Annotated in this window: 25 protein-coding genes and 1 riboswitch; of the genes, 6 read left to right on the forward strand and 19 right to left on the reverse strand. The window is 70.9% G+C overall.

All coding sequences use genetic code 11. The annotated features are described in order from the left end of the window. Positions 1-361: 361 nt before the first annotated feature. The 5 genes from ligA to N4P33_RS12080 all read right to left on the reverse strand — a co-directional run bounded on the left by ligA (position 362) and on the right by N4P33_RS12080 (position 5,830). Positions 362-2,557, reverse strand: coding sequence for an NAD-dependent DNA ligase LigA (ligA, locus tag N4P33_RS12060; RefSeq protein ID WP_260826368.1), 2,196 nt, complete (start codon positions 2,555-2,557; stop codon positions 362-364). A 14-nt stretch (positions 2,558-2,571) separates the two neighbouring features. After that, entirely contained in the window at positions 2,572-3,579 is a 1,008-nt protein-coding gene (locus N4P33_RS12065) for a methionine synthase (protein WP_260826370.1), read from the reverse strand. A 152-nt stretch (positions 3,580-3,731) separates the two neighbouring features. After that, positions 3,732-4,430 (reverse strand): SDR family oxidoreductase, encoded by a 699-nt coding sequence (locus N4P33_RS12070; RefSeq protein ID WP_260826371.1) that lies wholly within the window; start codon positions 4,428-4,430, stop codon positions 3,732-3,734. A gap of 51 nt (positions 4,431-4,481) precedes the next feature. After that, complete coding sequence (locus N4P33_RS12075) at positions 4,482-5,021, reverse strand: TIGR00730 family Rossman fold protein (RefSeq protein WP_260826372.1); 540 nt, start codon at positions 5,019-5,021, stop codon at positions 4,482-4,484. Continuing rightward, entirely contained in the window at positions 5,018-5,830 is an 813-nt protein-coding gene (locus tag N4P33_RS12080) for a class I SAM-dependent methyltransferase (protein ID WP_260826373.1), read from the reverse strand. Before N4P33_RS12080 ends, N4P33_RS12075 begins: the two co-directional genes overlap by 4 nt. 77 nt (positions 5,831-5,907) lie before the next feature. Between N4P33_RS12080 and N4P33_RS12085 the strand changes: the two genes are divergently transcribed. Together N4P33_RS12085 and N4P33_RS12090 are read left to right on the forward strand one after the other, a co-directional pair. Further along, positions 5,908-6,231: a DUF427 domain-containing protein gene (locus tag N4P33_RS12085; RefSeq protein ID WP_260826374.1), complete on the forward strand. Its 324-nt coding sequence runs from the start codon at positions 5,908-5,910 to the stop codon at positions 6,229-6,231. A gap of 82 nt (positions 6,232-6,313) precedes the next feature. After that, a complete protein-coding gene (locus N4P33_RS12090) occupies positions 6,314-7,093 on the forward strand; it encodes an alpha/beta fold hydrolase (protein WP_260826375.1) in 780 nt (259 codons plus the stop codon). 26 nt (positions 7,094-7,119) lie between these two features. Here N4P33_RS12090 and mnmA read toward each other — a convergent pair whose 3' ends face one another. Then, the gene (gene mnmA, locus N4P33_RS12095) at positions 7,120-8,250 is read right to left on the reverse strand and encodes a tRNA 2-thiouridine(34) synthase MnmA (protein ID WP_260826376.1); all 1,131 of its coding nucleotides are present in this window, start codon (positions 8,248-8,250) and stop codon (positions 7,120-7,122) included. A gap of 60 nt (positions 8,251-8,310) precedes the next feature. Between mnmA and N4P33_RS12100 the strand changes: the two genes are divergently transcribed. Next, entirely contained in the window at positions 8,311-8,994 is a 684-nt protein-coding gene (locus tag N4P33_RS12100; RefSeq protein ID WP_260826377.1) for an N-acetylmuramoyl-L-alanine amidase, read from the forward strand. A 42-nt stretch (positions 8,995-9,036) separates the two neighbouring features. On the opposite strand, the gene N4P33_RS12105 is transcribed toward N4P33_RS12100, so the two are convergent. The 3 genes from N4P33_RS12105 to N4P33_RS12115 all read right to left on the reverse strand — a co-directional run bounded on the left by N4P33_RS12105 (position 9,037) and on the right by N4P33_RS12115 (position 10,756). Further along, positions 9,037-10,206, reverse strand: coding sequence for a cysteine desulfurase family protein (locus N4P33_RS12105; protein WP_260826378.1), 1,170 nt, complete (start codon positions 10,204-10,206; stop codon positions 9,037-9,039). A gap of 67 nt (positions 10,207-10,273) precedes the next feature. Further along, a complete protein-coding gene (locus N4P33_RS12110) occupies positions 10,274-10,540 on the reverse strand; it encodes a DUF4190 domain-containing protein (RefSeq protein ID WP_260826379.1) in 267 nt (88 codons plus the stop codon). A 48-nt stretch (positions 10,541-10,588) separates the two neighbouring features. Then, the gene (locus N4P33_RS12115) at positions 10,589-10,756 is read right to left on the reverse strand and encodes a hypothetical protein (RefSeq protein ID WP_260826380.1); all 168 of its coding nucleotides are present in this window, start codon (positions 10,754-10,756) and stop codon (positions 10,589-10,591) included. 116 nt (positions 10,757-10,872) lie between these two features. Between N4P33_RS12115 and N4P33_RS12120 the strand changes: the two genes are divergently transcribed. After that, a complete protein-coding gene (locus N4P33_RS12120; RefSeq protein WP_260826381.1) occupies positions 10,873-11,514 on the forward strand; it encodes a TetR family transcriptional regulator in 642 nt (213 codons plus the stop codon). 75 nt (positions 11,515-11,589) lie between these two features. On the opposite strand, the gene N4P33_RS12125 is transcribed toward N4P33_RS12120, so the two are convergent. After that, positions 11,590-12,450, reverse strand: a complete 861-nt coding sequence (locus N4P33_RS12125) for a thioesterase family protein (RefSeq protein WP_260826382.1) — start codon at positions 12,448-12,450, stop codon at positions 11,590-11,592. Between the two features lie 135 nt (positions 12,451-12,585). Here N4P33_RS12125 and N4P33_RS12130 point away from each other — a divergent pair, with 135 nt between their 5' ends. Further along, the gene (locus N4P33_RS12130) at positions 12,586-13,854 is read left to right on the forward strand and encodes an esterase family protein (RefSeq protein WP_260826383.1); all 1,269 of its coding nucleotides are present in this window, start codon (positions 12,586-12,588) and stop codon (positions 13,852-13,854) included. On the opposite strand, the gene N4P33_RS12135 is transcribed toward N4P33_RS12130, so the two are convergent. From N4P33_RS12135 to N4P33_RS12175, 9 genes are all read right to left on the reverse strand, one after another. Continuing rightward, entirely contained in the window at positions 13,763-14,419 is a 657-nt protein-coding gene (locus N4P33_RS12135) for a trimeric intracellular cation channel family protein (protein ID WP_260826401.1), read from the reverse strand. The genes N4P33_RS12130 and N4P33_RS12135 overlap by 92 nt on opposite strands. A gap of 63 nt (positions 14,420-14,482) precedes the next feature. Further along, positions 14,483-15,688: an ABC transporter ATP-binding protein gene (locus N4P33_RS12140; protein ID WP_260826384.1), complete on the reverse strand. Its 1,206-nt coding sequence runs from the start codon at positions 15,686-15,688 to the stop codon at positions 14,483-14,485. Beyond that, positions 15,685-16,785 (reverse strand): ABC transporter ATP-binding protein, encoded by a 1,101-nt coding sequence (locus tag N4P33_RS12145; RefSeq protein ID WP_260826385.1) that lies wholly within the window; start codon positions 16,783-16,785, stop codon positions 15,685-15,687. Before N4P33_RS12145 ends, N4P33_RS12140 begins: the two co-directional genes overlap by 4 nt. Then, entirely contained in the window at positions 16,782-17,789 is a 1,008-nt protein-coding gene (locus N4P33_RS12150) for an ABC transporter permease (RefSeq protein ID WP_260826386.1), read from the reverse strand. The genes N4P33_RS12145 and N4P33_RS12150 overlap by 4 nt, the downstream gene beginning before the upstream one ends. 69 nt (positions 17,790-17,858) lie before the next feature. After that, positions 17,859-19,631, reverse strand: a complete 1,773-nt coding sequence (locus N4P33_RS12155) for an ABC transporter substrate-binding protein (protein ID WP_260826387.1) — start codon at positions 19,629-19,631, stop codon at positions 17,859-17,861. Between the two features lie 37 nt (positions 19,632-19,668). Beyond that, a complete protein-coding gene (locus N4P33_RS12160) occupies positions 19,669-20,667 on the reverse strand; it encodes an ABC transporter permease (RefSeq protein WP_260826388.1) in 999 nt (332 codons plus the stop codon). A gap of 312 nt (positions 20,668-20,979) precedes the next feature. Continuing rightward, positions 20,980-21,786, reverse strand: a complete 807-nt coding sequence (locus N4P33_RS12165) for an enhanced serine sensitivity protein SseB C-terminal domain-containing protein (RefSeq protein ID WP_260826389.1) — start codon at positions 21,784-21,786, stop codon at positions 20,980-20,982. A gap of 135 nt (positions 21,787-21,921) precedes the next feature. Continuing rightward, a complete protein-coding gene (locus N4P33_RS12170) occupies positions 21,922-22,713 on the reverse strand; it encodes an enhanced serine sensitivity protein SseB (protein WP_260826390.1) in 792 nt (263 codons plus the stop codon). 69 nt (positions 22,714-22,782) lie between these two features. Then, positions 22,783-23,451, reverse strand: a complete 669-nt coding sequence (locus tag N4P33_RS12175; RefSeq protein ID WP_260826391.1) for an ATP-binding protein — start codon at positions 23,449-23,451, stop codon at positions 22,783-22,785. A gap of 220 nt (positions 23,452-23,671) precedes the next feature. Continuing rightward, positions 23,672-23,771: riboswitch (glycine riboswitch) on the forward strand. A 166-nt stretch (positions 23,772-23,937) separates the two neighbouring features. On the opposite strand from N4P33_RS12175, the gene gcvT reads away from it, so the two are divergent. After that, entirely contained in the window at positions 23,938-25,056 is a 1,119-nt protein-coding gene (gcvT, locus tag N4P33_RS12180; RefSeq protein ID WP_260826392.1) for a glycine cleavage system aminomethyltransferase GcvT, read from the forward strand. Positions 25,057-25,136: the final 80 nt, after the last annotated feature.

Raw genomic sequence — 25,136 nt, forward strand, 5'->3', positions numbered from 1 at the left:
CTCCCCGTGTCGAGTGCGCCGGGCCGGCGGCGGCGCCAGGCGGACGCCAGGGTGCGCAGGCGCAGCCGTGAGCCCGGGGCGGCGCTCTCGGTCGGTTCCATTCCCGTCCCTCTCACAGCCGGCGGTGCCCACGCCACGCGGCTCCCGCCTCGACCACCCTCAGCGGCTCCGCGGTGGAAAGCCCTTCCCCGAAGCCCCTCGCTAACACGGGGATGCCCCGACCGCGGCTGGGCACGGCAGGTGCACATCTCAACAGTAGGCCGCAGAAGGCTTCTCCGGGCACCGGTCGCCGACGGTTGCCCGAATGCGCCCCGGCCACCCGTATGCATCTGGTATGCGCCGATCGGGTGGCCTTCAACCGCTACTCCTCGGCCGAAAGTGCGACGTCGGCGGCCGCCTGGGGCCCTTGTTCCAGAAGGACGTTGAAACCGTCCTCGTTCAGAACCGGCACCTTCAACTGCATCGCTTTGTCATACTTCGACCCGGGATTGTCGCCCACCACGACGAAGGATGTCTTCTTCGACACAGACCCGGTCACTTTCGCGCCCCGAGTCTGCAGGGACTCCTTCGCGCCATCCCGCGTGAAGTGCTCCAGCGTCCCGGTCACCACGACAGTGAGCCCTTCCAGCGGACGGGGCCCCTCGTCCTCGCCGGAGCTCTCCTCCTGCGTACGGACGCCGGCCGCCTTCCACTTGCGGATGATCTCCCGGTGCCAGTCCTCGGCGAACCACTGCTTGAGGGAGGCCGCGATGGTCGGACCGACCCCCTCCGTGCCCGCCAACTCCTCCTCGCTCGCCTGCTCGATGCGGTCGATGGAGCGGAACTCCCGGGCCAGCGCCTCCGCCGCGACCGGCCCGACATGCCGGATGGACAGGCTGGTCAGAATGCGGGCCAGCGGACGCTCCTTGGCCGCGGCGATGTTCTCCAGCATGGCGAGCGCGTTCTTCTTCGGCTTGCCCTCCTGGTTGGCGAAGACGGTGACGACCTTCTCCTCGCCCGTCTTCGGGTCCCGCTTCGGCAGACCGCTGTCCTGGTCGAGGACGTACGCCTTGATGGGCAGCAGCTGCTCGACGGTGAGGTCGAACAGATCGCCCTCGTCCTTCAGCGGCGGGTCCGCCGGCTCCAGCGGCTTGGTGAGCGCCGCCGCGGCGACATAGCCGAAGTGCTCGATGTCCAGCGCCTTGCGGCCGGCGAGATAGAACAGCCGCTCCCGCAACTGGGCGGGGCACGTACGGGCGTTGGGGCAGCGCAGATCGACGTCGCCCTCCTTCATCGGCCTGAGCGGCGTCCCGCACTCCGGGCACTCGGCCGGCATCACGAACTCCCGCTCGCTGCCGTCCCGCAGATCGGCGACGGGCCCGAGAATCTCCGGGATGACGTCACCGGCCTTGCGCAGCACCACGGTGTCGCCGATCAGCACGCCCTTGGCCTTGACCACGTCCTGGTTGTGCAGCGTGGCGAACTCGACCTCGGATCCGGCCACCGTGACCGGCTCGACCTGCGCGTACGGCGTGACCCTGCCCGTACGGCCCACGCCGACGCGGATGTTGACCAGCTTGGTGTTGACCTCCTCCGGCGCGTACTTGTACGCGATGGCCCAGCGCGGGGCACGCGCGGTGGAGCCGAGGCGGCCCTGGAGGCGGATCTCGTCGAGCTTGACGACGACGCCGTCGATCTCGTGCTCCACGGAGTGGCGGTTCTCGCCGTAGTGCGCGATGAACTCCCGTACGCCGTCGAGGTCGTCGACCACCCTGTTGTGCCGGGAGGTGGGCAGGCCCCACTCCTTGAGGAGGTCGTACGCCTCGGACAGGCGGGTCAGTCCGTCGAAGCCCTCCAGGGCGCCGATGCCGTGGACGACCATGTGCAGCGGGCGGGTGGCGGTGACGCGCGGGTCCTTCTGGCGCAGCGAACCGGCCGCGGCGTTACGGGGATTGGCGAAAGGCTTCTCCTCGGCGGCCACGAGGCGGGCGTTGAGCTCCTGGAACTTCTCCATCGGGAAGTAGACCTCGCCCCGGATCTCCACCAGGTCGGGCACCTTGTCGCCCTTGAGGCGGTCCGGGATCTCCGCGATGGTGCGGACGTTGGGTGTGATGTCCTCGCCGGTGCGGCCGTCGCCGCGGGTCGCCGCGCGGGTGAGCCGGCCGCGCTCGTAGGTGAGGTTGACGGCGAGGCCGTCGACCTTGAGCTCGCACAGGAAGTGGTAGTCCTGGTCGCCCAGTTCGCGGTGGATGCGCTCGGCCCAGGCGGCGAGGTCGTCGTCGTTGAAGGTGTTGTCGAGCGACAGCATGCGCGAGCGGTGCTGGACGGAGGTGAACTCCGTCTCGTAGGACCCGGCGACCTTCTGGGTCGGCGAGTCCGGGGTGCGCAGCTCCGGGTACCGCTCCTCCAGCGCCTCCAGGTCACGCAGCAGCCGGTCGAACTCGGCGTCGCTGATGACGGGGGCGTCCTTCACGTAGTACCGGAAGCGGTGCTCCTCGATCTGCTCAGCGAGCTGTGCGTGCTTCTCCCGTGCCTCCGCGGGCACGCTCGTCGTCTCCGCCTGCTGGTCGCCGGCCACCGTCTGTCCTCCCGTTACTCAGGGTTGTCCGCGAGGGATCTCGCCGCCCGGACGCAATGGGCGTACGCCGCGCGCGCGTACTCGGGGGAAGCCCCCGCGAGTCCGCACGCCGGGGTGACCGTGACCGCCTCCGGGAGAAGCCCCGGTCGCAGCCCCAGCCTGCGCCACAGCGTCCTGACACCCATGACGCTACCGGCAGGGTCTGACAATCGGCCGTCCGTGCCCGGGACGACACCGGCGAACAGCCGGGTGCCGCCCTCCACCGCCTCGCCGATCGCCTCGTCGTCACGCTCGGTGAGGAGGGAGAAGTCGAAGGAGATCGCCGCCACGCCCGCCCGGCGCAGCAGGGCGAACGGGACGTCCGGTGCGCACGAGTGGACCACGACGGGGCCGCCGTCGTGAACCCCGACGACGTCGCGGAGCACGGACTCGACGATCTGCCGGTCCACGGCTCGGTGGGTGCGGTAGCCGCTGGCGGTCCTCACCTGGCCGCGCAGCACGGCGGTGAGCGAGGGTTCGTCGAGCTGGAGGACGAGCCGGGCGCCGGGGACGCGGCGCTGTACCTCGGCGAGGTGCAGGCGCAGGCCCTCGGTGAGGGAGGCGGCGAGGTCGCGGCAGGCGCCGGGGTCGGAGAGCGCGGCCTCGCCGTTCTTCAGCTCCAGGTTCGCGGCGAGCGTCCAGGGGCCCACCGCCTGCACCTTCAGCGGGCCCTCGTAGCCCTGTGTGTACTCCTCCAGCGCGTCGAGGTCCTCGCCGAGCCAGGAGCGGGCCCGCTTGGTGTCCCGGCCGGGCCGGTCGCCGAGGCGCCAGCCGCTGGGCTCCACGTGCGCGTACAGCTCGACGAGCATGCCCGCGGTGCGGCCGATCATGTCCGCGCCGGGGCCGCGGGCGGGGAGCTCGGGGAGGTGCGGGAAGTCCTCGAAGCTGCCGGTGGCGGTCTTGGCGGCCTCGCGGGCGTCGCCGCCCGGGAGGGAGCCGATGCCGGTGGCGGGGGCGAAGCTGAACTGGGTGTTTTCGCTCACGTGTGAAGCGTACGCAGTGGGCGGCAGGGGGTTTCGCCCCCGCCGCCCCTTCCCGTTCCCGACCCCGGGGGCTGCCGCCCCCGGGCCCCCGCTTCGGCCCTGGACGGGCCTCGTCCTCAAACGCCGGACGGGCTGATCATGTGGACCCGGGACTACCTCCCAGGCCGCACCGTCAGGTCGTTGACCTCCGCGTCCCTGGGCAGGTCCAGCGCCATGAGGATCGTCGTGGCCACCGATTCCGGGTCGATCCACCGCGCCGGGTCGTACTCCTTGCCCTCCTGCTGGTGGACCTTGGCCTGCATGGGGCTGGCGGTCCGGCCGGGGTAGACGGACGTCACGCGGACGCCATTGCCGTGCTCCTCGTGCCGCAGCGAGTCGGCGAGGGCCTTCAGGCCGTGCTTGGAGGCGGCGTAGGCGGACCAGTCCGCGTGGGCGTTGAGACCGGCGCCGGAGTTGACGAAGATCACGTGGCCGCGGCTCGCGCGGAGCTGCGGCAGGAAGTGGCGGGTCAGCTCGGCGGGGGCGATCAGGTTGACGTTGAGCTGGTGCCGCCAGGTCTTCGGGGTGAGCTCGGCGACCGGGCCGAGATCCACGACACCGGCGATGTGCAGCAGGGAGTCCACCCGGTCCGGGAGCGACTGGTGGGAGAAGGCCCAGCTGAGCTTGTCGGGGTCGGCGAGGTCGCCGACGAGCGTCCGGGCGCCGGGGAACTCGGCGGCGAGCTCCTTTGCGCGGCCCGCGTCGCGCGCGTGCAGCACGAGCTGGTCCCCGCGCGCGTGCAGTCGGCGGGCGACGGCCGCGCCGATGCCGGAGCCCGCTCCGGTGATCACATGTGTAGCCATGCCCGCCATGCTCGCATCACGCGCCGCTCACTCGACGCCCAGCTCATCTCACGCCCCCGCTCATTCCACGCCCCGGCTCTCCTCCAGGTAGGCCAGCGCGCCCACCGGCTCCTCGGCGAAGAACACCAGGTCGGTGAGCGGCCGGGGCAGGAAGCCCTCGTCCTCCATGCGGCGGAACTGCTCCTTGAGGCCGTCGTAGAAACCGGCGGTGTTGAGCAGGACCACCGGCTTGTCGGTGTGGCCGTGCTTCTTCAGCTCCAGGATCTCGGTGGCCTCGTCGAGGGTGCCGGTGCCGCCGACCATGATGACCACGGCGTCGGCCTTCTCCAGCAGCAGCCTCTTCCGCTCGGCGAGGTCCTTGGCGACCACCATCTCGTCGACGCCCGAACGCGCCTTGGCGGACAGGAACTCCACGGAGACGCCCACGAGCCGGCCGCCCGCCTCCTGCACCCCGTCGGCCACGACCTTCATCAGCCCGACGTCCGAGCCGCCCCACACCAGCGTGTGCCCGCCCTTGCCGAGCAGGCGCGCGAACTCCCGCGCGGGGCGTGTGTAGCGGTCGTCGAGGTCGGCGGCGGAGAGGAAGACGCAGATGTTCATGGCCCCACGGTACGGGCGCGCTCCGACGCCACCGGCACCACGGTCAGGCGCAGCTTCGACTGGCGGTGCGGCAGCTCCTCCCAGTCGTCCATGAACCGTGCCGTGAGCCCGTGCCGGGCGGCCAGGTCCACCAGCGTCTGCGTCCGGTAGTAGAAGTCCTCGCGCAGCACATGGTGCTCCTCGCCCTCCGTGCGGTCGAAGGTGAAGTCGAAGAACCCGCCGGGCGCGAGGATCCGGCCCACGTGCGCGAAGCACTCCTCGATGACGTGCCGCGGCGAGTGCGAGAAGACGCTGTGCGCGTGCACGACGTCGAAGTGACCGTCGGGCAGGAACGCGAAGGTCAGATCGTTCGCCAGGGTCAGGTACGGCATCTTGGCCTGCAGTCCCTCGCGTACCAGGGTGTCCTGGGCGGCGATCAGGATGTGCGGGGAGATGTCGATGCCGTAGTAGTGGCCGGGCTCCAGGTGGTCGATGAACAGGCGTCCCGCGCGCAGGTTGCCGCAGCCGATCTCCAGCATCCGGTGGTGCGGCTGGAGCCCGTGCTCGATCAGGTAGTCGAACTGCATGCGCCCGATGCGGGCCCAGCTCTCGCGTGAGGGGTTGTGCCCGACCGCGGCCTCGGCGCTGCGGGCGGCGTCGGAGGCCATCACGGCCCGGTAGTAGGCGATGTGGTCGCGGTGCTTCAGCCGCAGCCAGGTGTCGCGCAGGGTCCGGCGGGCATGGGCGGGCACGCGTCCGGGGTGGCGCAGCGCGTACCGCACCTGGTGGGCGAGGCTGCTGCGGTTCCTGCGGGTGTCCTCGGCCGGCATGGACCCTCCTGAGGGAAGAACTCCGCTTCAGCGTGCGCTGTAGCCGGGGAGTCTGCTACCCCGAGGAGGGCACGAAAGTGACCGCAGGGCATCGCATTACCGTCGAGCGGAGCAACCGGCACGTGCGCGTGCGGCACGGCGAGCAGGTACTGGCCGAGAGCGACCGAGCGCTGCTCCTGAGGGAGACGGGCTGTCCGGACCGGTACTACATCCCCCCGGAGGACGTACGCCTCGATCTGCTGACGCCGTCGGAGACGCACACGTACTGCCCCTTCAAGGGCACCGCCTCCTACTGGTCGCTGCCCGGCTCGGCGGACCTCGTGTGGGCGTACCCGGACCCCAAGCCGGACGTGGCCGAGATCAAGGACCACCTCTGCTTCTACGAGACCGAGGTCGGCTGACCGCTCAAGAGGTGGGCTGACCGCGTGGACGCGCGGCCCGCCTCACCGACGAACGCGGCGCGGTGCGGCAGTCTGCACAGGCATGGACAAGAACATCCTTTCGCGCGACGGCACCTCCCTCGCCTATGAGAGTGCGGGGCGGGGTGCCACCGTGGTCCTCGTCAGCGGGGCGATGTCGACGGGGGCGACGGTGGCTCCGCTGGCCGCACGGCTCTCGGAGCGGTTCCAGGTGGTGGTGTACGACCGGCGGGGCCGGGGCCACAGCGGCGACACCGCGCCGTACGCGGTGGAGCGCGAGGTCGAGGACCTGGCGGCGTTGATCGAGGCGGTGGGCGGCGAGGCGTCGCTGTACGGCACCTCCTCGGGCGGCGCGCTGGCGCTGCGCGCGGCGGCGAGCGGGCTGCCGGTGCGGCATGTCGCCGTCTACGAGACGCCGTACGCGATGTCCGAGGACGCGCTCAGGGAGCGCGCGGAGTACACCGAGCGGCTCACCGAGGCGCTGGCCGAGGGGCGGCGCGGGGACGCGGTGGAGCTGTTCCTGCGGCTGACGGGGCTCGGCGAGGCGGTGATCCAGAACGCCCGGCAGTCGCCCCTGTGGGCCGGGATGGAGTCGATGGCGCCGAGCCTCGCCTACGACGACGCCGTGATGGGCGACGGGAGCGTGCCGCGCGAGCTGCTGTCGGCGATCCCGGTCCCGGTGCTGTCGATCGCCGGCGACGCGAGCCCCGCGTGGATGCGGGACGCGGCACAGGCGATCGCGGAGTCGGTCCCCCGGGGCACGTACCGCACCCTGGAGGGCCAGACCCACATGGTGGAGCCGGACGTGCTGGCCCCGGTACTGGCGGAGTTCTTCGCGCGGTGAGGTGAGCCGCCGAAGGAACGGAAGGCTCAGGCCACGCCGGCCGTCGCCCGCACCGTCGACGCGATCGTCGCCGAGCCCACCACGCGCGTGCCGTCGTACAGCACGATCGCCTGGCCGGGGGCGACGCCGCGGACCGGCTCGGTGAAGCGCACCCGCAGCTCGCCGTCGACCAGCTCCGCGGTCACCTCGGTCTCGCCGCCGTGGGCGCGCAGCTGGGCGGTGTAGGTGCCGGGGCCGGTCGGGGCGGCGCCGCACCAGCGGGGCTTGATCGCGGTGAGGGCGCTGACGTCGAGGGAGGCGGCGGGGCCGACGGTGACGGTGTTGGTCACCGGGGAGATGTCGAGGACGTAGCGCGGCTTGCCGTCGGGGGCCGGGGTGCCGATACGCAGGCCCTTGCGCTGGCCGATGGTGAAGCCGTACGCGCCCTCGTGGGTGCCGATCTTGGTGCCGGTCTCGTCGACGATGTCGCCCTCGGCGCGGCCCAGGCGGTTCGCCAGGAAGCCCTGGGTGTCGCCGTCGGCGATGAAGCAGATGTCGTGCGAGTCGGGCTTCTTGGCGACCGCGAGTCCGCGGCGCTCGGCCTCCGCGCGGATCTCCTCCTTGGTGGTGACGGTGTCGCCGAGGGGGAACATCGCGTGGGCGAGCTGCTTGTCGTCGAGCACGCCGAGGACGTAACTCTGGTCCTTGGCCATGTCGGAGGCGCGGTGCAGCTCGCGCGTGCCGTCCTCGCGCACGATCACCTTGGCGTAGTGGCCGGTGCAGACCGCGTCGAAGCCGAGGGCGAGGGCCTTGTCCAGCAGCGCGGCGAACTTGATCTTCTCGTTGCAGCGCAGGCACGGGTTGGGGGTGCGGCCGGCCTCGTACTCGGCGACGAAGTCCTCGACGACGTCCTCGCGGAAGCGGTCGGCGAGGTCCCACACGTAGAACGGGATGCCGATGACGTCGGCGGCGCGGCGGGCGTCGCGGGAGTCCTCGATGGTGCAACAGCCCCGTGCGCCGGTACGGAACGACTGCGGGTTCGCGGAGAGCGCGAGGTGGACGCCGGTCACGTCGTGTCCCGCCTCGGCGGCGCGGGCCGCGGCGACGGCGGAGTCGACCCCGCCGGACATGGCGGCCAGGACGCGGAGCGGGCGGGAGGGCTGCGGGGTGTCAGTCATAACCCTTCCAGGGTACGGGGGCGCGGGAACCAGGGCCGCCGAGTATCCGTTGAGGATCGCGTGGGGGCGAGAAGAGCATCCAAGGGATCCGCGGACGGGGACCGGCGCATCGGGCGGCGGGCCCTGATCGTGGGCGGCGTGGCAGCCGCCGCGGGCACGGCGGCGCTGGCCCGCGACGAGCTGGCGCGGCTGTGGTGGCGCGCGCCGGGCGTGGAGAAGCCCCGCACGCCGGGCGAGGTCGACTACACGGGCGCGCGCTGGCTCGCGGCCTCGGACGCGAACTGGCGCCGCGCCGACCGCCCCGACGACTACGGCATCGACATGGTCGTCGTCCATGTCACGCAGGGCAGTCTCGACAGCGCCGTGCGGGCCTTCCAGGACCCGGGCCACAAGGCGGCGACGCACTACATCGTCGGCCAGGACGGCAAGGTCACGCAGATGATCCGCGAACTGGACGTGGCGTACCACGCGGGCAACCGCGACTACAACGAGCGCAGCGTCGGCATCGAGCACGAGGGCTTCGTGGACCGCCCGCAGGACTTCACCGACGCGATGTACGAGGCGTCGGCCCGCCTCACGGCCCGGATATGCGCCCGCTACGACATCCCGGTCGACCGCGAGCACATCATCGGCCACGTAGAGGTCCCGGGCACGGACCACACGGACCCGGGCCCGCACTGGGACTGGGACCGCTATATGAAGCTGGTCCGGCGGGCGGGTACGGCGACGCGGGCCGCTACGTGAGGCGCGCCGCCATGTGAGGCCGCCGCTACGTGAGGCGCGCCGCTATGTGAGGCCCGCCGCCCGTGCCCGCTCCACCGCCGGGCCGATGGCCTTGGCGAGCGCGTCCACGTCGGACCGGGTCGAGGTGTGGCCCAGGGAGAAGCGCAGGGTGCCGCGGGCCAGGTCGGGGTCGGTGCCGGTGGCCAGGAGGACGTGGCTGGGCTGGGCGACGCCGGCGGTGCAGGCGGAGCCGGTGGAACACTCGATGCCCTGGGCGTCGAGCAGGAGGAGCAGGGAGTCGCCCTCGCAGCCGGGGAAGGTGAAGTGCGCGTTGGCGGGCAGGCGGCCCTCGGGGGACGGGTCGCCGCCGAGGATCGCGTCCGGGACGGCCTCGCGGACCGCGGTGACCAGATCGTCGCGCAGGGCGCCGATCTCGCGGGCGAACCACGCCTGCTGTTCGGCGGCCAGCCGCCCGGCGACCGCGAAGGAGGCGATCGCGGGCACGTCGAGGGTGCCGGAGCGGACGTGCCGCTCCTGACCGCCGCCGTGCAGCACGGGTACGGGGGTGTGCTCGCGGCCCAGGACGAGGGCGCCGATGCCGTACGGGCCGCCGATCTTGTGGCCGGAGACGGTCATCGCGGCGAGGCCGGAGGAGGCGAAGTCGACCGGCACCTGGCCGAAGGCCTGGACCGCGTCGGAGTGCAGGGGGACACCGAACTCGGCGGCGGCCTCGGCGAGTTCGCGGACCGGCAGCAGTGTGCCGATCTCGTTGTTGGCCCACATCACGGTGGCCAGGGCCACGTCGTCGGGGTTGCGGGCGATGGCCTCGCGCAGGGCGTCCGGGTGGACGCGGCCGTGGGAGTCGACGGGCAGGTACTCGACGGTGGCGCCCTCGTGCTCGCCGAGCCAGTGCACGGCGTCGAGGACGGCGTGGTGCTCGACGGGGCTGGCGAGGACCCGGGTGCGGGCCGGGTCGGCGTCGCGCCGGGACCAGTACAGGCCCTTCACGGCGAGGTTGTCGGCCTCGGTGCCGCCGGAGGTGAAGACCACCTCGCTGGGGCGGGCGCCGAGCGCCTCGGCGAGCGTCTCGCGGGCCTCCTCGACGGTGCGGCGGGCCCGGCGGCCGGCGGCGTGGAGGGAGGAGGCGTTCCCGGTGACACCGAGCTGCGCGGCGAGTGCCTCGACCGCCTCGGGAAGCATCGGGGTGGTCGCGGCGTGGTCGAGGTAAGCCATGGTGAGCCCGATTCTACGGGCCTCGCCCACGGCCCTCAGGGCCCGGTCGGCCGGATGCGACAGCGGCTCAGATGCTCCAGGAGATCGTATTGTCCGCCTGCATGAAGGCCGCGAGGACCAGCAGGTCGGCGATGCCCAGGCCGAGGCCCAGGTAGGCGCGGGCCGGACGCCTGGTGCCGCGCCACAGGGCGACCGTGGCCAGGACGATCGCGATGGGCCCGAGGAAGACGTTGAGGACGAGCAGGCCCAGCAGGCCGAGGACGAAGGACGCGACGGCCATGCCGTCGGTGTCGCGGAATCCGGTGCGGCGGCTGGCCGGTGCGGTGAGCTGCATGGTGATCGGCTCCCTGGTTCGGGGCGGTCGGTCGTCGGAAGAGCGGGGTCAGTGCGCCTGGGTGCCGCGGCGGCGGCCGTGGCGCTCGCGCAGGGCGAAGATGCCGAGCCAGACGGCGATGACGACACCGGCGGCGACGGAGAAGGACAGCGGCGCGTGGGCCACCGTGCCCAGGACGACGCCCAGCAACAGCAGCGCGGCGACGATGAACAGCATGAGTCGGATCCCCCACCTTTTCGGTGAACGCTTGTAGTTACACTTGTTCACTGACTTCCCAGTCTAGCGTGCGCCATGTCTTTTCAATTCGGGAGAACAGTTGTTAACTGCATGACATGAGTCACACCCTCGGCATCCGGCAGGCCCAGAAGCAGAAGACCCGGCAGGCACTCCTCGACGCGGCGCTCGAGCTGCTGGAGGGGCAGAGCCTGAGCAGCCTGGGGCTGCGTGAGGTCACCCGGGCCGTGGGGGTCGCCCCGACCGCGTTCTACCGGCACTTCCGCTCCACGGCGGATCTGGGCGTGGCCCTGGTCGAGGAGGCACTGGGCAGCCTCCACCCGACGATCAGGACCATGGTGTCGACCACCGGCGACGGCGAGGAACGCATCGCGCGCGTCGTCGAGTTGATCGCCGGTCATGTGGCGCGGTACCCGGCGCACGTCCGGTTCATCGCCCGCGAGCGGCACGGCGGCGTCCAGCCGGTCCGGGAGGCGATAGCCGAGCAACTCGCCCGGTTCGCCGGGGAGGTGGCCGAGGCGCTGGCCGCGGACCCGGTGTCGGCGGGCTGGAGCGAGGACGATCTGCTGATGCTGGCCCAGCTGTATGTGGACCAGATGCTCATGACGGCCTGCTGGTTCCTGGAGGCGCAGGAAGCGGGACCCGAAGAGCGGGCTCGCATCGCCCAGTTGGCGATCCGTCAGCTCCGCCTGATCAGTGTCGGCAGGCAGCACTGGCTCGACGACTCCGCCGGGAACTGACCCGCGTCGTGACGACGGCCGCCCCGCGATCGGGACGGCCGTCGAGTGAACGAACCAATGGACAACCGGCGGGACTCAGCCCAGCCGCACCCGTGCCAGCTGCCGGGACTGGGCCACCAGCCGGTCGGCGCTGTCCCAGACCTCGGCGTCCTCCTCCAGGAAGCCGCCGGCCAGATTGCGCGTGGTGATCGACACGCGCAGCGGTCCCGGCGCCGGGCGGGAGCGGACGTGGACGGTCAGCTCGACCGTGGGCACCCAGCCCTTCAGCCCCAGCTCGAACGCCGTCGGGGGCAGCGCGTCCACCGCGAGCAGCAGCGAGAGCGGGTCGTGGTCCCGGCCGTCGGCGAGCCCGAACCAGCCACGCATCTCACCCTTGCCGGAGGGCTGCCCAAGAGCCCAGCCCAGGGTCGACGGGTCGAGCTTGAGCATCAGCCGGTCGGTGATGGCGGAGCTGCCGTCGACAGGGGCGGGCCCGTCCTCGGGGCCGAAGCACTGTTCCATGGGCGGGATCGCGGGCGGCTTCGCCGTCGTACGGACGTCGTCGGGCAGGGAGTCCAGATCGCCGTAGGAGGCGAGGACGCGGATGCGTTCGACCTCGTTGCCCTCCTCGTCGAACTGGAGGAGGGACGCCTGGCCGGTCGACAGGGTACGCCCGGTGCGCACGGTCTCGGTGCGCACGACGGCCGGGCCCGGCTGGGAGGCGGTCAGGTAGTGCGCGGAGATGGTGAAGGGGTCGGGGTGCGGCAGGGCGTCCGCGAGGGCGCGGCCCAGGACCGCCAGCAGATAGCCGCCGTTGACGGCGTTGATGATCGTCCAGCCGGCGGAGAGGTCGAGATCGTAGACGCCGGGCGCGCGGCGGGTGACCGCGGTGTCGCGGTCGAACTCGCTGTCGCCGATCGTGGCCCGGACGGCCGGGGCGGAGGCTGCTTCTGGCATGACTGAACAGTACAAGAACTAACTACTAAGCGGTAGCTTTTGGCTGTCGGCAGGCAGTCTCAAGCACCTGATCAGCCACCCCGCCCCCAGCTCCCGGCGATGAACCGAATACGCGTTCTTCCCCTCTATCCGGACATGAGCCTCACCGGTACCCCGTTCCTCTGCACCCTGGCCGTGCTGTCCGTCCTCGCGCTCGGCCTGCCGCTCGTGCTGTGGACACGGGTGCGCGGACCCCGGGCCGTGCGGGCGGTCACCCGGGTGCTCATGCTGCTGTTCGCCCAGCTCACCGCGGTCGCCCTGGTCTTCACCCTGGTCAACAACGCCAACCAGCTCTACGACGACTGGGGTGATCTGCTCGGCACCGCCGACCATGTGGAGCACGCCGCCGACCTCGGCGCCGACGGCACCGGCGGGGTGTCCCTGGAACGGCTCCCCCGGGTGCGCCAGGCGTTCAAGCCGGCGGGCGGGCCGGGCATGCGGGCGGCCGGCGGGGTCCGGGTCACCAAGCTCGAAGGGCGCGTCTCGGGCGTGCGCGGCGAGGTCTACGTCTGGCTGCCGCCGCAGTACGACGACCCCGCCTGGCGGGACCACCGCTTCCCGGTGGTGGAGCTGCTGCCGGGCTACCCCGGCTCGGCGAAGGCGTGGTTCGGCACGCTGGACGCGCACGAGCAGCTGCTGCCGCTGATGCGCAGCGGGCGTATCGCCCCCTTCATCCTGGTGGCGCCGCGCACCAACCTGCTGCCCGGCGCGGACACCGGCTGCGCCAACCTCCCCGGCAAGGTGAACGCGGACAGCTGGCTCAGCGTCGACGTACCGCGGATGGTCATGGACAACTTCCGCGCGCAGAGCGCCCCGCGGGGCTGGGCGGTCGCCGGCTACTCGGCCGGCGGTCACTGCGCCACCCGGCTCGCCGTCGCCCACCCCGACCGCTACCGGGCGGCCGTCAGCCTGTCCGGCTACAACGACCCCGCCGCCGAGCGCACCTCCCTCACCGGCCGCGACCCGGCCCTGCGCGCCGCCCACAACCCGCTGACGCTGCTGCGCGAGGCGGTCACCCCGCCGAAGATCTCGCTGTACCTGTCCGGGCAGCAGGACGACGGCTACGAGGACGCCCTGGCCCTCGGCCGGGCGGCGAAGGCGCCGACGAGCGTGCAGGTGGTGAAGCTGCCGAAGAGCGCCGGCGGGCACACCATGGCGCTGTGGAAGCCGCAGGTCGTCCCGGCGTTCCGCTGGCTGACCGAGGAACTGGCCGGCCACCGGACGGCCACCGACCGGACGGCCACCGACCGGACGGCCTCCCACCGGACGGACGTCACTCCTCCCGGACCGTCGAACGCCGGTGCCACGCGCGCGGCGCCCGCCAGTGGTAGCGCATCGCCAGCAGCCGCAGCACGAACGCGGTGATCACCGCGGCGCCACTCGTGAGCGGGGTCAGCGCGTCGTAGCGGATGCACAGGGCGACCAGCGCGGCGCCGACGATCGCGGGGACGGCGTACAGATCACGGTCCCAGCGCAGCAGTGAGGGCACCTCGTTGGCGAGCACGTCCCGCAGTACACCGCCGCCCACCGCGGTGGCCAGGCCCAGACAGGCGGAGGCGGTCAGCCCGAGCCCGTACTCGTACGCCTTGATCGTCCCGGCGACGCAGAACAGACCGAGCCCGGCCGCGTCGAAGACGTTCACGGCGGTCTGGATCCGCTCCACGTGCGGGTGCAGGAAGAACACCAGCGTGGCGGCGAGCATCGGGGTGACGAAGTACCCCAGATCCGTGAAGGCGGCGGGCGGCACGGCCCCGATGACCAGGTCACGGAAGAGCCCGCCGCCGAGCGCGGTGACCTCGGCGAGGACGGCGATGCCGAAGACGTCGAAGTTCTTGCGGACGGCCAGCAGGGCGCCGGAGATCGCGAAGACGAAGATGCCGATCAGGTCGAGCGTGTGCTGGACGGACGGGCTGAACAGTTGCTGGAGCACCCTTACATTCTCACCCAGCACGAAGCCCCCGCCTTGCAAAAGAAGGCGGGGGCTCGGGGGTGCTTACTTCTCCGCGGCCTTCTCGGGCGGCTCCTCGGGGCTCTCCGACACCTCCGCGGCCACCGCGGCCGACGTCTCCGCCGACTCCTCCAGGACCGCCTCGCCCACCAGCTCGCTCGCCTCCTTGGCGGCGCTCAGCAGCACGGTGTCCTGCGGGGCCTGGTCCTCGAAGTTCTCCGGGTGGTGGCAGGCGACCCGCTGGCCGGGCCTCAGCTCCAGCAGCGGCGGCTCGGTGGTCGTGCAGATCTGCGTGGCCTTCCAGCACCGCGTGTGGAAGCGGCAGCCGCTCGGCGGGGAGATCGGCGAGGGCACGTCGCCCTTGAGCAGGATGCGCTCGCTCTTGGCGGCCCGGCGCCTCGGGTCCGGGACGGGAACCGCCGACATCAGCGCCTTGGTGTACGGGTGCATCGGCGCCTCGTACAGCGAGGTGCGGTCGGCGAGCTCGACGATCTTGCCCAGGTACATCACCGCGATACGGTCCGAGACGTGCCGCACCACGGACAGGTCGTGGGCGATGATCACGTACGTGAGGCCGAGTTCCTCCTGGAGGTCGGCCATCAGGTTCACGACCTGTGCCTGGATCGACACGTCCAGCGCCGAGACCGGCTCGTCCGCGACCACCAGCTTGGGCTTCAGCGCGAGCGCCCGCGCGATGCCGATGCGCTGGCGCTGGCCGCCGGAGAACTCGTGCGGGTAGCGGTTGTAGTGCTCGGGGTTCAGCCCGACCAGCTCCAGCAGGCGCTGGACCTCCTTCTTCACCCCGCCCTCCGGCTCGACACCCTGGAGCCGGAAGGGCGCCGAGACGATCGAGCCGATGGTGTGCCGGGGGTTCAGGGAGCCGTACGGGTCCTGGAAGATCATCTGGATGTCCCGCCGCAGCGGACGCATCCCGGCCGTGTTCAGCCGCGTGATGTCCTTGCCCTCGAAGTGGATCGAGCCGCCCGTCGGGTCCTGGAGCCGGGTGATGACCCGGCCCATCGTCGACTTGCCGCAGCCGGACTCGCCGACCACGCCGAGGGTCTCGCCCTTGCGCACCTCGAAGTCGATGCCGTCGACGGCCTTGACCGCGCCGACCTGCCGCTGGAGGACGCCCTTGCGGATCGGGAAGTGCTTCTGCAGGCCCTCGACCTTGAGCAGCACCTCGCGCTCCGCGGCGGGAGCCGACGCCTGCGCCGGGACGGCCGCGTCTGATTTCTTCGTCTCACTCACAGCTTCGGCGCAATCTCTTCGGTCCAGATCCGCGTACGGTCCTCCGGCGAGAGGTGGCACGCGGTGAAATGCCCGCCGCCGACCGGCTCGAGCTCCGGGCGCACGGTACGGGTGACGTCGCCCTTGGGGATGTCCGCGTACGGGCAGCGGGGGTGGAAGGCGCAGCCCGAGGGGACATTGATGAGGCTCGGCGGCTGTCCCTTGACCGGGATGAGCCGGTCGGAGGTCTCCCGGTCGATGCGCGGCATCGAACCGAGCAGGCCCCAGGTGTAGGGGTGCTGCGGCCGCTCGAAGACGTCGTCGACGGACCCGCGCTCCACACACCGGCCGCCGTACATCACGAGGACGTCGTCGGCGATCTCGGCGACCACGCCGAGATCGTGCGTGATGAGGATGACCGCGGAGCCGAACTCCTTCTGCAGATCCCGGATGAGGTCGAGGATCTGCGCCTGGACGGTCACGTCGAGGGCGGTCGTCGGCTCGTCCGCGATGAGCAGCTCGGGGTTGTTCACCAGCGCCATCGCGATCATCGCGCGCTGGCGCATACCGCCGGAGAACTCGTGCGGGTAGTTGTCGACCCGCTTGCCGGGCTCGGGGATGCCGACCCGGTCGAGCATCTCGACGGCCCGCTTGCGCGCTACCTTCTTGCTGACGTCGTGGTGGACGCGGTACGCCTCCACGATCTGGTTGCCGATCGTGTAGTACGGGTGCATCGCGGACAGCGGGTCCTGGAAGATCATCGCCATCTCGCGCCCGCGCAGCCGGCGCACCTCGTCCGGGTCGGCGGAGATCAACTCCTTGCCGTCCAGCCAGATCTCACCGGACATCCGTACGTTCTTGCCGCGGGCGCCGAGGCGGTGCAGGCCCATGACGGCGAGTGAGGTCACCGACTTGCCGGAGCCGGACTCGCCCACGACGCAGAGGGTCTTGCCCTTCTCCAGCGAGAAGCTCAGCCCGTCGACGGACTTGACCAGGCCGTCGTCGGTCGGGAAGTGCACCCTGAGATCGCGGACTTCGAGGAAGGCGGTCGGCGCGTCGGGTGAGGCCTTCACGGGCTCCCCCACGGCGGCGGTACCGGTCTTGGAGAGTTCGGTCACGAGATCCTCACCCGCGGGTCGGCGGCGGCGTACAACAGGTCCACCAGGAAGTTTGCGAGGACGACGAAGAAGGCGGCAAGGAGCGTGACGCCGAGGATCGGGGGCAGGTCGTTGTCCCGGATGGACTGCACCGCGTACTCGCCGATGCCGTGCAGGGAGAACACCGTCTCGGTGATGACGGCGCCACCGAGCAGGAGGCCGAGGTCCATGCCGAAGACGGTGATGATCGGGGTCAGCGCGGCCCGCAGCCCGTGCTTCACCACGACCTTCCGCTCACGCAGGCCCTTGGCCCGGGCCGTGCGGATGAAGTCCTCGTTCATCGTCTCCAGCATGCCCGAGCGGGTGAGCCGCGCGTAGATGGCGGAGTACAGCAGGGCGAGCGAACACCACGCCGGGAAGAGGGTGTTGGCCCACTGCGAGGGATTCTCGGTGAAGGGGACGTACTCCCGGCCGAAGATGGGCCACTTGAAGGTGAAGAGGAACAGCGCGAGCTGACCCGTGAAGAACATGGGCAGCGAGACACCGGTGAGCGCGATGCCCATGAAGGTCCGGTCGGCGAACGACCGCGGCTTGAGCGCGGAGATCACACCGGCCGTGACACCGCCCAGCAGCCACATCACGGCGGCGCCGGCGGCGAGCGAGATCGTCACGGGCATACGGTCGGTGAGCTGCGGCCAGACCTCGACGTGCGTCTTGAAGGAGTAACCGAAGCAGGGCGCGTTGCACTGCGCCGTGGTGGGGCCGAGGTCGTAGGTGGCGCCGGTGACGATCCCCTTGATGAAGTCCCAGTACTGGACATACACGGGCTGGTCGAGACCGAGGTTCTGCTTGACCGCTTCGATGTCGGCCTTGGTGGGGCTCTTCCCGATGTACTGCTGGGCCAGCTGGTCGGCCGTCTGGCCGGCGAGCCGGGGCAGCAGGAAGAAGATCGCGAAGGTGACCGCGGTGACGACCAGCAGCAGGATCACTGCCGCGAGCGTCCGGCGGAGAATGTACGAGATCACGGGGACCGGCGCTGGTGCCCGCGGGCCGCGTGGCCCGCGGGCACCAATGCCTTCACCTGCCTTCCGGGGCTACTTCTTGGCCGTGCCGATGTTGAGGTAGTCGTACTGACCGCTGAAGGCCGCCGTCGACACCAGGTTGGTGAAGCCGGCCGGACGGTACAGCAGGACCTTGAAGTAGGTCAGCGGAACGAGGGCCGCCTCCTCCATCGCCTTCTTGTCGATCTGGGCGTAGAGGCTGTTGCGCTCGCTCTCGTCCTCGCTCGCGATCGCCTTCTCCAGCATGGAGTCGACGTCCGCGTTGTCGAGCTGCGACAGGTTCGTGTTACCGGACTCGCCGATCGCGTCACTGTGCAGGATCTGCTGCAGGAAGCCGTAGCCGGACGGCCAGTCGGCACCCCACTGCATCATGTGCAGACCGATGTTCTGCTTCTTGTTGAACTGCGGGACACCCGCGGCGTCGGTGAAGTACTTGCCCGACGGGAACTGCTTCAAGGTGGCGTTGATGCCGACCTTCTTCAGCGAGTCGATGATCGCGGTGGCCGCGTCGATCTCCGCCGGACGGTCGCTGCGCGCCGAGATGTTGGTGCTGATCGACGTCTTGCCGCAGGCCTTCAGCTGCTCCTTGGCCTTGGCGACGTCACCCTTGTTGCCCGGCGTGGCGTACAGGTCGTTCTTCTGGTAGCCCGGGATGTCCGGCGGCAGGACGGTGGAGGCGACGTCACCGCGGATCGGGCCGCCGAGCGCGGTCTGCACGGAGACCTTGTCCACCGCGTACTGCACGGCCTTGCGGCACTCGACCTTGTCGAACGGCGCGAGCTTGGTGTTGATCGCCAGGTAGACCAGGCGGCCACCGTAGGTGTTGTCGGTGTTCGCCTTCTGGTCCGCGGAGTTGACGACCTTCGCCTGGGTCGCGGCCTGGACACCCGTACCGCCGAGGTCGATGGCCTTGCCGGCCATGACGTCCTGGTCGATGGTCTCGGCGTTGACCTTCAGCTTGACGACGATCTTGTCCGGGTACTGCTTGCGCAGCGGGTCGGTCTTGGCGTCCCAGTTCTCGTTGCGGACGAGGACGACCTGCTTGCCCTCCTGGTAGCTCTCGAACTTGTAGGAGCCCGAGGACACGATGTTCTTGACGTAGTCGACGCCCGTGTCCTTCGCCTTCGGCACCGGAGCCGTCTGCGGGGTGGCGACCAGGTAGTCGAACTCCTGGAAGGCGCGGTTGAGCTTGAAGACGATCGTGGTGTCGTCCGGCGTCTGGATGGACGCGATGCCCTTGTCGCTCTTGTCCTTGTACGGGCCCTTGTACTTGTCGCCGCCCTCGAGGAACTGCTGGAAGTAGCTCGGGCCGAGGGAGAGCACGTCACGCGCGAAGTTGGAGCGCTCGACGGCGTACTTCACGTCCTTGGACGTGATGGGCGTGCCGTCCTCGTACTTGAGGCCCTCACGCAGCTTGTACGTCCAGGTCTTGCCGCCGTCGCTGGGCTCACCCGGCGCGGCCGCGAGGTCCGGGACCAGCTCGTTGCCGGCCTCGCCCGGACCGGGCTTGAAGGTCATGAGCGGGCGGGCGTACAGCCGGCTGAGGTTGTACATGTACGCGTAGTACGTGTTGCCCGGGTCGAAGGAGTCCGGCACGTCCGAGTACTCGTACGTGACCGTGCCCCCCTTCGCGGTGGAGGCGTTGACGACACCCTTGGTGGCCGCGTTGGCGCCGGCCGACTTCTTGCCGTCGCCATTGTCGTTGTCGTCGGCCTTGCTGCAAGCCGAAAGCATCAGGCTCACAGAGCCGATGGCCGCGATGGCGGCCAGCGCTGACCTTCGCATGATGGTCTGCTTCCCCTCCATAGTTGGAAACTTGATGGGCTCTCGGCGCGGCCGCATGTCAGCGGCTGCGCGGGTCGAGAGCGTCACGGAGTCCGTCGCCGAGCAGGTTGAACGCCAGGACGGTGACGAAGATGGCGAGGCCCGGAACGATCATGAACTGCGGGTCGACCTCGTAGAAGTCGACCGCCTGGTTGAGCATGCCGCCCCACGAAGCCTGCGGAGGCTGGATGCCGACACCGAGGAAGCTCAGGCTGGCCTCGAAGAGAATGTTCGTCGGGATGAGCAGCGTCGAGTAGACGATGATCGGGCCGACCAGGTTCGGGAGCAGTTCCCGGAACAGGATGTACGGCCCCTTGGCGCCCATGCCCCGGGAGGCATCGACGAACTCGCGTTCCCTGAGCGCCAGGGTCTGGCCGCGGACGATGCGGCCCAGATAAGGCCAGTTGAAGAAGCCGATGATGAAGATCAGCACACTGATGTGCAGCGGCAGGCCCTCCAGGCCGAAGGCACCGCCCTGCAGGGTGGCCGAGATGGCGATCGCGAACAGCAGCAGCGGGAACGCCAGGAAGGTGTCCATCAGCCTGCTGATGACCGTGTCGACCCGGCCGCCGTAGTAGCCGGCCACGACGCCGAGGACGGCGCCGATCGTGTTGGACAGAAGCGTGGCACCGAAGGCGACGACCAGCGAGACCCAGGAGCCCTCCAGGATGCGGGTGGCGATGTCCCGGCCGAACTTCGGCTCCACACCGAGCGGGTGCTCCCAGCTCATGCCGCCGAAGTCGCCCTTGGGCAGCGAGGTGTTGGGGTCGATCAGATCCTGATTGAGGGCATTGGGGTCCAGACCGAACAGCGCCTGGAGCGGGCGGGAGAGGATCGCGAGCAGGACCAGCAGGATCACGATGATCCCGCCGGCGACAGCCACCTTGTCCTTCTTGAAGCGGGACCAGGCGATCTGTCCCAGGGAACGCCCCTCGATCTGGCTCTTCTCGACCCCGGAGAGCACGGCCTCGGGCTGTGCTCCGGAGTCCGCCCCCGTTGTCTCGATCGGTGCGGTCACAGTGAGATTGACCCCTCTCGGCCGGCGGTTGCCGACCCCCTGGCTGCCGCTGTAGCGGTTGCTTTCACTCGCACACAGGACCGACCGGCCCGTGCCTTGCCGGGAGTCTTCAACGCATCCACTCCGGCTTGCCAGACTTGACGATGAATGGATGCGCAACCGTGATGCTGTCTGGGGGGTTCCGTTATACGGACAGCGGGTAACGACGGCCGGACGGGGGCGAGTTGGACATGTGCCCCACGGGAGCACTTAGCGCTCGCTTCTACGCGCGAAGAACCCGCCGGCCGCGTCCGGACGAGCCGGGGGGACCGCTCAGTGGCGGCCGTGCGCCGGCGGGTATCCGTAGCCTCCCGCGGGGGCCTGCGCGGGGGCCGGGGACGGGGCGTGGGCCTCGCGGTCGTAGAAGGGGCGGGCGTTGACGCGGAGCCACATCGCGACCGGGTCGTGTTCGTCGGACATCGCGACGGTCGACACGGGCAGGCCGTCCGGGACGGCGGGCAGGGACTGCTGCATCATCGCGCGCACCGCGTCCACCGCGGGCGGGGACGTGTCGTACACGTCGAGGCCGATGGCCAGGTACGGCGCGCCCAGCGCGGGCTGCACCCAGGCGCGGCGCAGGGAGCGCACCGGCGGGGTGCGGTGGGCGTTCTGCGCGAGCAGGGCGTAGAACTGGGGGATCTCGATGGACGGTTCGGACAGGCGGAGCGGGCCCGCGGGCTGGCGGTCGAGGCCGGTGGCGATGCGGCGCAGGTCCAGCCAGGGGATGCCGACGCCGCCGCCCGGGGCGTGCGGGTTCAGCCAGAGGCCGTAGCGGTCGGGGTAGAGGGCGCGGGCGACGTCCAGGCCGTCGACGACCTCGTACGAGCGGTTCCAGCCGCTGGCGGAGAGTTCCTGGGCGGAGGTGACGCAGGGGGCGTAGCCGTGGCCGTCGACCTCCATGTTTCCGTACTGGGCGTCCGGGGAGCCGGCCTGGCCGTGCCACAGCAGCATCCAGATCTGGCCGGTGGAGGGGGCGGCGAGGGCGCGCAGCAGGGCCTCGTAGGCGTCGTAACGCCCCGGCGTCACCTGGCGCAGCATGTGCTCGACCTGGCCGGTCGCGGCGGTGCCGCTCGCGCTCACTGTTACCGCCCCTCTGTTTTCAACGCCGTGAGTGGACCTAGCTTAAGGGTCGCCTAAGAGCTCGGGGTGTGCAGTGCTTGTGCGGGTGCGGGTGCGTTGTGGTTGATCGCGCAGTTCCCCGCGCCCCTAGGTCGTTCATCCACCCTGTGTGTAAAAGGGCCGCACTGTTGCTCGCATCCACGTGGCCACCGGGTCCTGGGTCACGTCCATGAGGATGAGGTTGACCGGCCACTTCGGGGCAGTCGTGGCCAGAGCCCGCCCCAGGGCCTCCAACGGGAGGGCCCGCATGTCGCCCTCCCACTGGGAGAGCTCCACCCCTACGAACATCACCGGGTCCGCCGTCTCGATCGCCGCCAGGCAGCGGCGGGCCGTGGTCACGACGCCGATCGTGTCGAACTCCGCCGACGCGGCCGAGAGGAAGTCCACCGGGTCGTCCTGCCAGTCGGGTTCGAAGAGGCGGACGCGGGCGCCGGAGGCCGGGCCGTCCAGGGGGGTGCGGCCGGCGCGGCACAGTTCTGCCACGGCCGGTGGGGGGAGGGGGATGCCGACGACTCCGCCGGGGTTGATCGCGATGCCCGCCTGCGGGGGCAGGCCGCGGGCGAACTCGACGGCGGGGGCGATGGTGTACGCCATGTGGGCGCCGGCGACCTGGCGGAACTGTTCCTCGGAGCTGAAGACGGGGACGTAGGCCTGGCCGTCGAGTTCCATGGTGGGCAGGTCGAGGGGGCCGCTGTGCGGGCCGCCGCCGTTCGGCAGGGGGATCCAGAGGAAGCTGCGGCCCAGCACCTCGATGATCCGGCCGCCGGCGGAGGGCACGCCGAGGGAGGCGGAGAGCACCTCCTCCAGCTCGTTGCCGGGCCATCCGCCGTGCGGATGGGGGTGTGCCTGCGCCGGGAAGTCCGCGGAGAAACCCGCCGGGATGTCCATCTGCCTACCGCCTGCCTGGAACCACTGCTGTGGCTCAGAAGGCTAACGCGACGGGCGGACCGGGCCCGCTCAGCCCGTGAAGCCGATGCGGCGCAGGGCGTCCGCCGCGGCGCGGTCGAGGAGGACCGCCGAGCCGCAGCCCGAGGGCAGGTGGCCCTTCTCCACGGCGTGCAGCAGGCGGCGGCTCGCCGTGCGGTGGCGGCGGAAGGCGTAGCGGGAGACGCCGCGGCCGCGCTCGCGCTGGCCCTCCAGGGCGGTGTCCGGGGTGACGTCGAGCAGGATCAGGTGCAGGGTGCCGCCGCGGCGGCGGGCCTCGCGGGCGAGCCAGCGGCGGACCCAGGCCTGCGTACCGCAGTCGTGCACGACGACCGGCTCGCCGGAGCGCAGGGCGCGGCGCAGGCCGGTGTAGTGGGAGAGGCGGACCAGGGGCCGGTACAGCGCGTAGGGCAGGAGGCGCGGCATACGGCCGGCCCAGCGGTCGCGGGTGTCCTGGGAGTCGATGCGCGTCCCGCGCACCGTGCGCCGCATCAGGGTGGACTTGCCGCTGCCGGGCAGCCCGGTGACCGCGACGAGGTCGCGCGGGCCGAAGAGCAGCGCGCGGGGGCTGCGTCCGGCCCGCTCGCGCAGATCGCGGACGACGGGGGCGGGCAGCGGGGCGCACGCCTCCTGGGCCGGCGCGGCGGGCTGTCCGGGCAGCCCGAGGCCGGAGGTCGTGGCGTACGCCGTGATCCTGTTCACCGTGTTGGTCCTCCCCTGAGGCCGGGTGCGGAAACCCTCCCCGCCGAGTGTAAAGAGAAGGTAATGCCGGATGTCTCTCGTTTCCGTCCGTTTTCCTCGACAGGGCTGTCACAGCCCGCTGTGATCGGCTGTGCACCCTGTGCGTCCTCTGTGAAGGGTCCCCCTGCCGTGCGCCGGGGATGCGTGCAATGATGTGCGCGCCAACTGCATACCGGCCGTTTGAATCCGCGCGGGAGAGTCCCCGGCACCGTTGCCGCCGGGGCGCCGAAGGAGCAAGTCCCTCCCTTGAATCTCTCAGGCCCCGTTACCGCGCGGGCGAGGCACATCTGAAAAGCGGGCCGCCGCCGCAGTGCTCCGGTGGCCCCACCCAAGGTGCAAGTCCTGATCGCCGTATCAGCGGTGGTCATGGCGAACCTCTCAGGTTCCGATGACAGATGGGGAGGAATTGCCCTCGCCTGTCATGTGCGAAGCCCTTGGAGACGACCGATGAGCAGTACCGAACTCCGCCGTACCGCGCTCGATGCGCTGCATCGTTCGCTCGGCGCGACGATGACCGACTTCGCCGGCTGGGACATGCCCCTGCGCTACGGCTCCGAACGCGACGAGCACAACGCCGTGCGCACCAAGGCCGGCCTGTTCGACCTCTCGCACATGGGCGAGATCACCGTCACCGGCCCGGGGGCCGCCGCCCTGCTCGACTACGCCCTGGTCGGCAACATCGGGGGCGTGAAGCCGGGCCGCGCCCGCTACACCATGATCTGCCGCGAGGACGGCGGCATCCTGGACGACCTGATCGTCTACCGGCTCGGTGAGACCGAGTACATGGTCGTCGCCAACGCCTCCAACGCCCAGGTGGTGCTGGACGCGCTGACCGAGCGCGCGGCCGGTTTCGACGCCGAGGTGCGCGACGACCGGGACGCCTACGCACTGCTCGCCGTGCAGGGCCCCGAGTCCCCCGGGATCCTCGCGTCCCTCACGGACGCCGACCTGGACGGCCTGAAGTACTACGCCGGTCTGCCCGGCACGGTCGCCGGGGTGCCCGCGCTGATCGCCCGCACCGGCTACACCGGCGAGGACGGCTTCGAGCTGTTCGTGAAGCCGGAGCACGCCGTGGAACTGTGGCAGGCGCTGACCAAGGCCGGCGAGGGCGTCGGCCTGGTCCCCTGCGGGCTGTCCTGCCGTGACACGCTGCGCCTGGAGGCGGGTATGCCGCTGTACGGGCACGAGCTGACCACCTCCCTGACGCCCTTCGACGCCGGGCTCGGCCGGGTGGTGAAGTTCGAGAAGGAGGGCGACTTCGTGGGCCGCGCCGCGCTCACCGAGGCCGCCGAGCGGGCCGCCTCCGAGCCGCCCCGCGTGCTGGTCGGCCTGATCGCCCAGGGCCGCCGGGTGCCCCGCGCCGGGTACGCCGTCGTCTCCGGCGGCGAGGTGATCGGCGAGGTCACCTCCGGCGCCCCGTCGCCGACGCTGGGCAAGCCGATCGCCATGGCGTACGTCGACCCCGCACACGCCGCTCCCGGCACCGAGGGCGTCGGCGTGGACATCCGCGGCAGCCACGAGCCGTACGAGGTCGTTGCGCTGCCGTTCTACAAGCGCCAGAAGTGACACCTTCGTAGGCTCGGGTATCCGCGCGTGCGGTGCCCTTCCGTGCGTTCCGCCGTGCGCTTCCCTGCGTCCTGCCTGCT

The organism is Streptomyces sp. 15-116A (assembly GCF_025290915.1).
Classification (GTDB): Bacteria; Actinomycetota; Actinomycetes; order Streptomycetales; family Streptomycetaceae; genus Streptomyces.

Bases quoted from the DNA above. Each gene is read 5' to 3' on its own strand.
- N4P33_RS12070 (WP_260826371.1), bottom strand. From the start codon at position 4,430: ATGGCGGGCATGGCTACACATGTGATCACCGGAGCGGGCTCCGGCATC.
- N4P33_RS12075 (WP_260826372.1), bottom strand. From the start codon at position 5,021: ATGAACATCTGCGTCTTCCTCTCCGCCGCCGACCTCGACGACCGCTAC.
- N4P33_RS12080 (WP_260826373.1), bottom strand. From the start codon at position 5,830: ATGCCGGCCGAGGACACCCGCAGGAACCGCAGCAGCCTCGCCCACCAG.
- N4P33_RS12090 (WP_260826375.1), top strand. From the start codon at position 6,314: ATGGACAAGAACATCCTTTCGCGCGACGGCACCTCCCTCGCCTATGAG.
- mnmA (WP_260826376.1), bottom strand. From the start codon at position 8,250: ATGACTGACACCCCGCAGCCCTCCCGCCCGCTCCGCGTCCTGGCCGCC.
- N4P33_RS12105 (WP_260826378.1), bottom strand. From the start codon at position 10,206: ATGGCTTACCTCGACCACGCCGCGACCACCCCGATGCTTCCCGAGGCG.
- N4P33_RS12110 (WP_260826379.1), bottom strand. From the start codon at position 10,540: ATGCAGCTCACCGCACCGGCCAGCCGCCGCACCGGATTCCGCGACACC.
- N4P33_RS12115 (WP_260826380.1), bottom strand. From the start codon at position 10,756: ATGCTGTTCATCGTCGCCGCGCTGCTGTTGCTGGGCGTCGTCCTGGGC.
- N4P33_RS12120 (WP_260826381.1), top strand. From the start codon at position 10,873: ATGAGTCACACCCTCGGCATCCGGCAGGCCCAGAAGCAGAAGACCCGG.
- N4P33_RS12125 (WP_260826382.1), bottom strand. From the start codon at position 12,450: ATGCCAGAAGCAGCCTCCGCCCCGGCCGTCCGGGCCACGATCGGCGAC.
- N4P33_RS12130 (WP_260826383.1), top strand. From the start codon at position 12,586: ATGAGCCTCACCGGTACCCCGTTCCTCTGCACCCTGGCCGTGCTGTCC.
- N4P33_RS12155 (WP_260826387.1), bottom strand. From the start codon at position 19,631: ATGGAGGGGAAGCAGACCATCATGCGAAGGTCAGCGCTGGCCGCCATC.
- N4P33_RS12170 (WP_260826390.1), bottom strand. From the start codon at position 22,713: ATGGACATCCCGGCGGGTTTCTCCGCGGACTTCCCGGCGCAGGCACAC.
- gcvT (WP_260826392.1), top strand. From the start codon at position 23,938: ATGAGCAGTACCGAACTCCGCCGTACCGCGCTCGATGCGCTGCATCGT.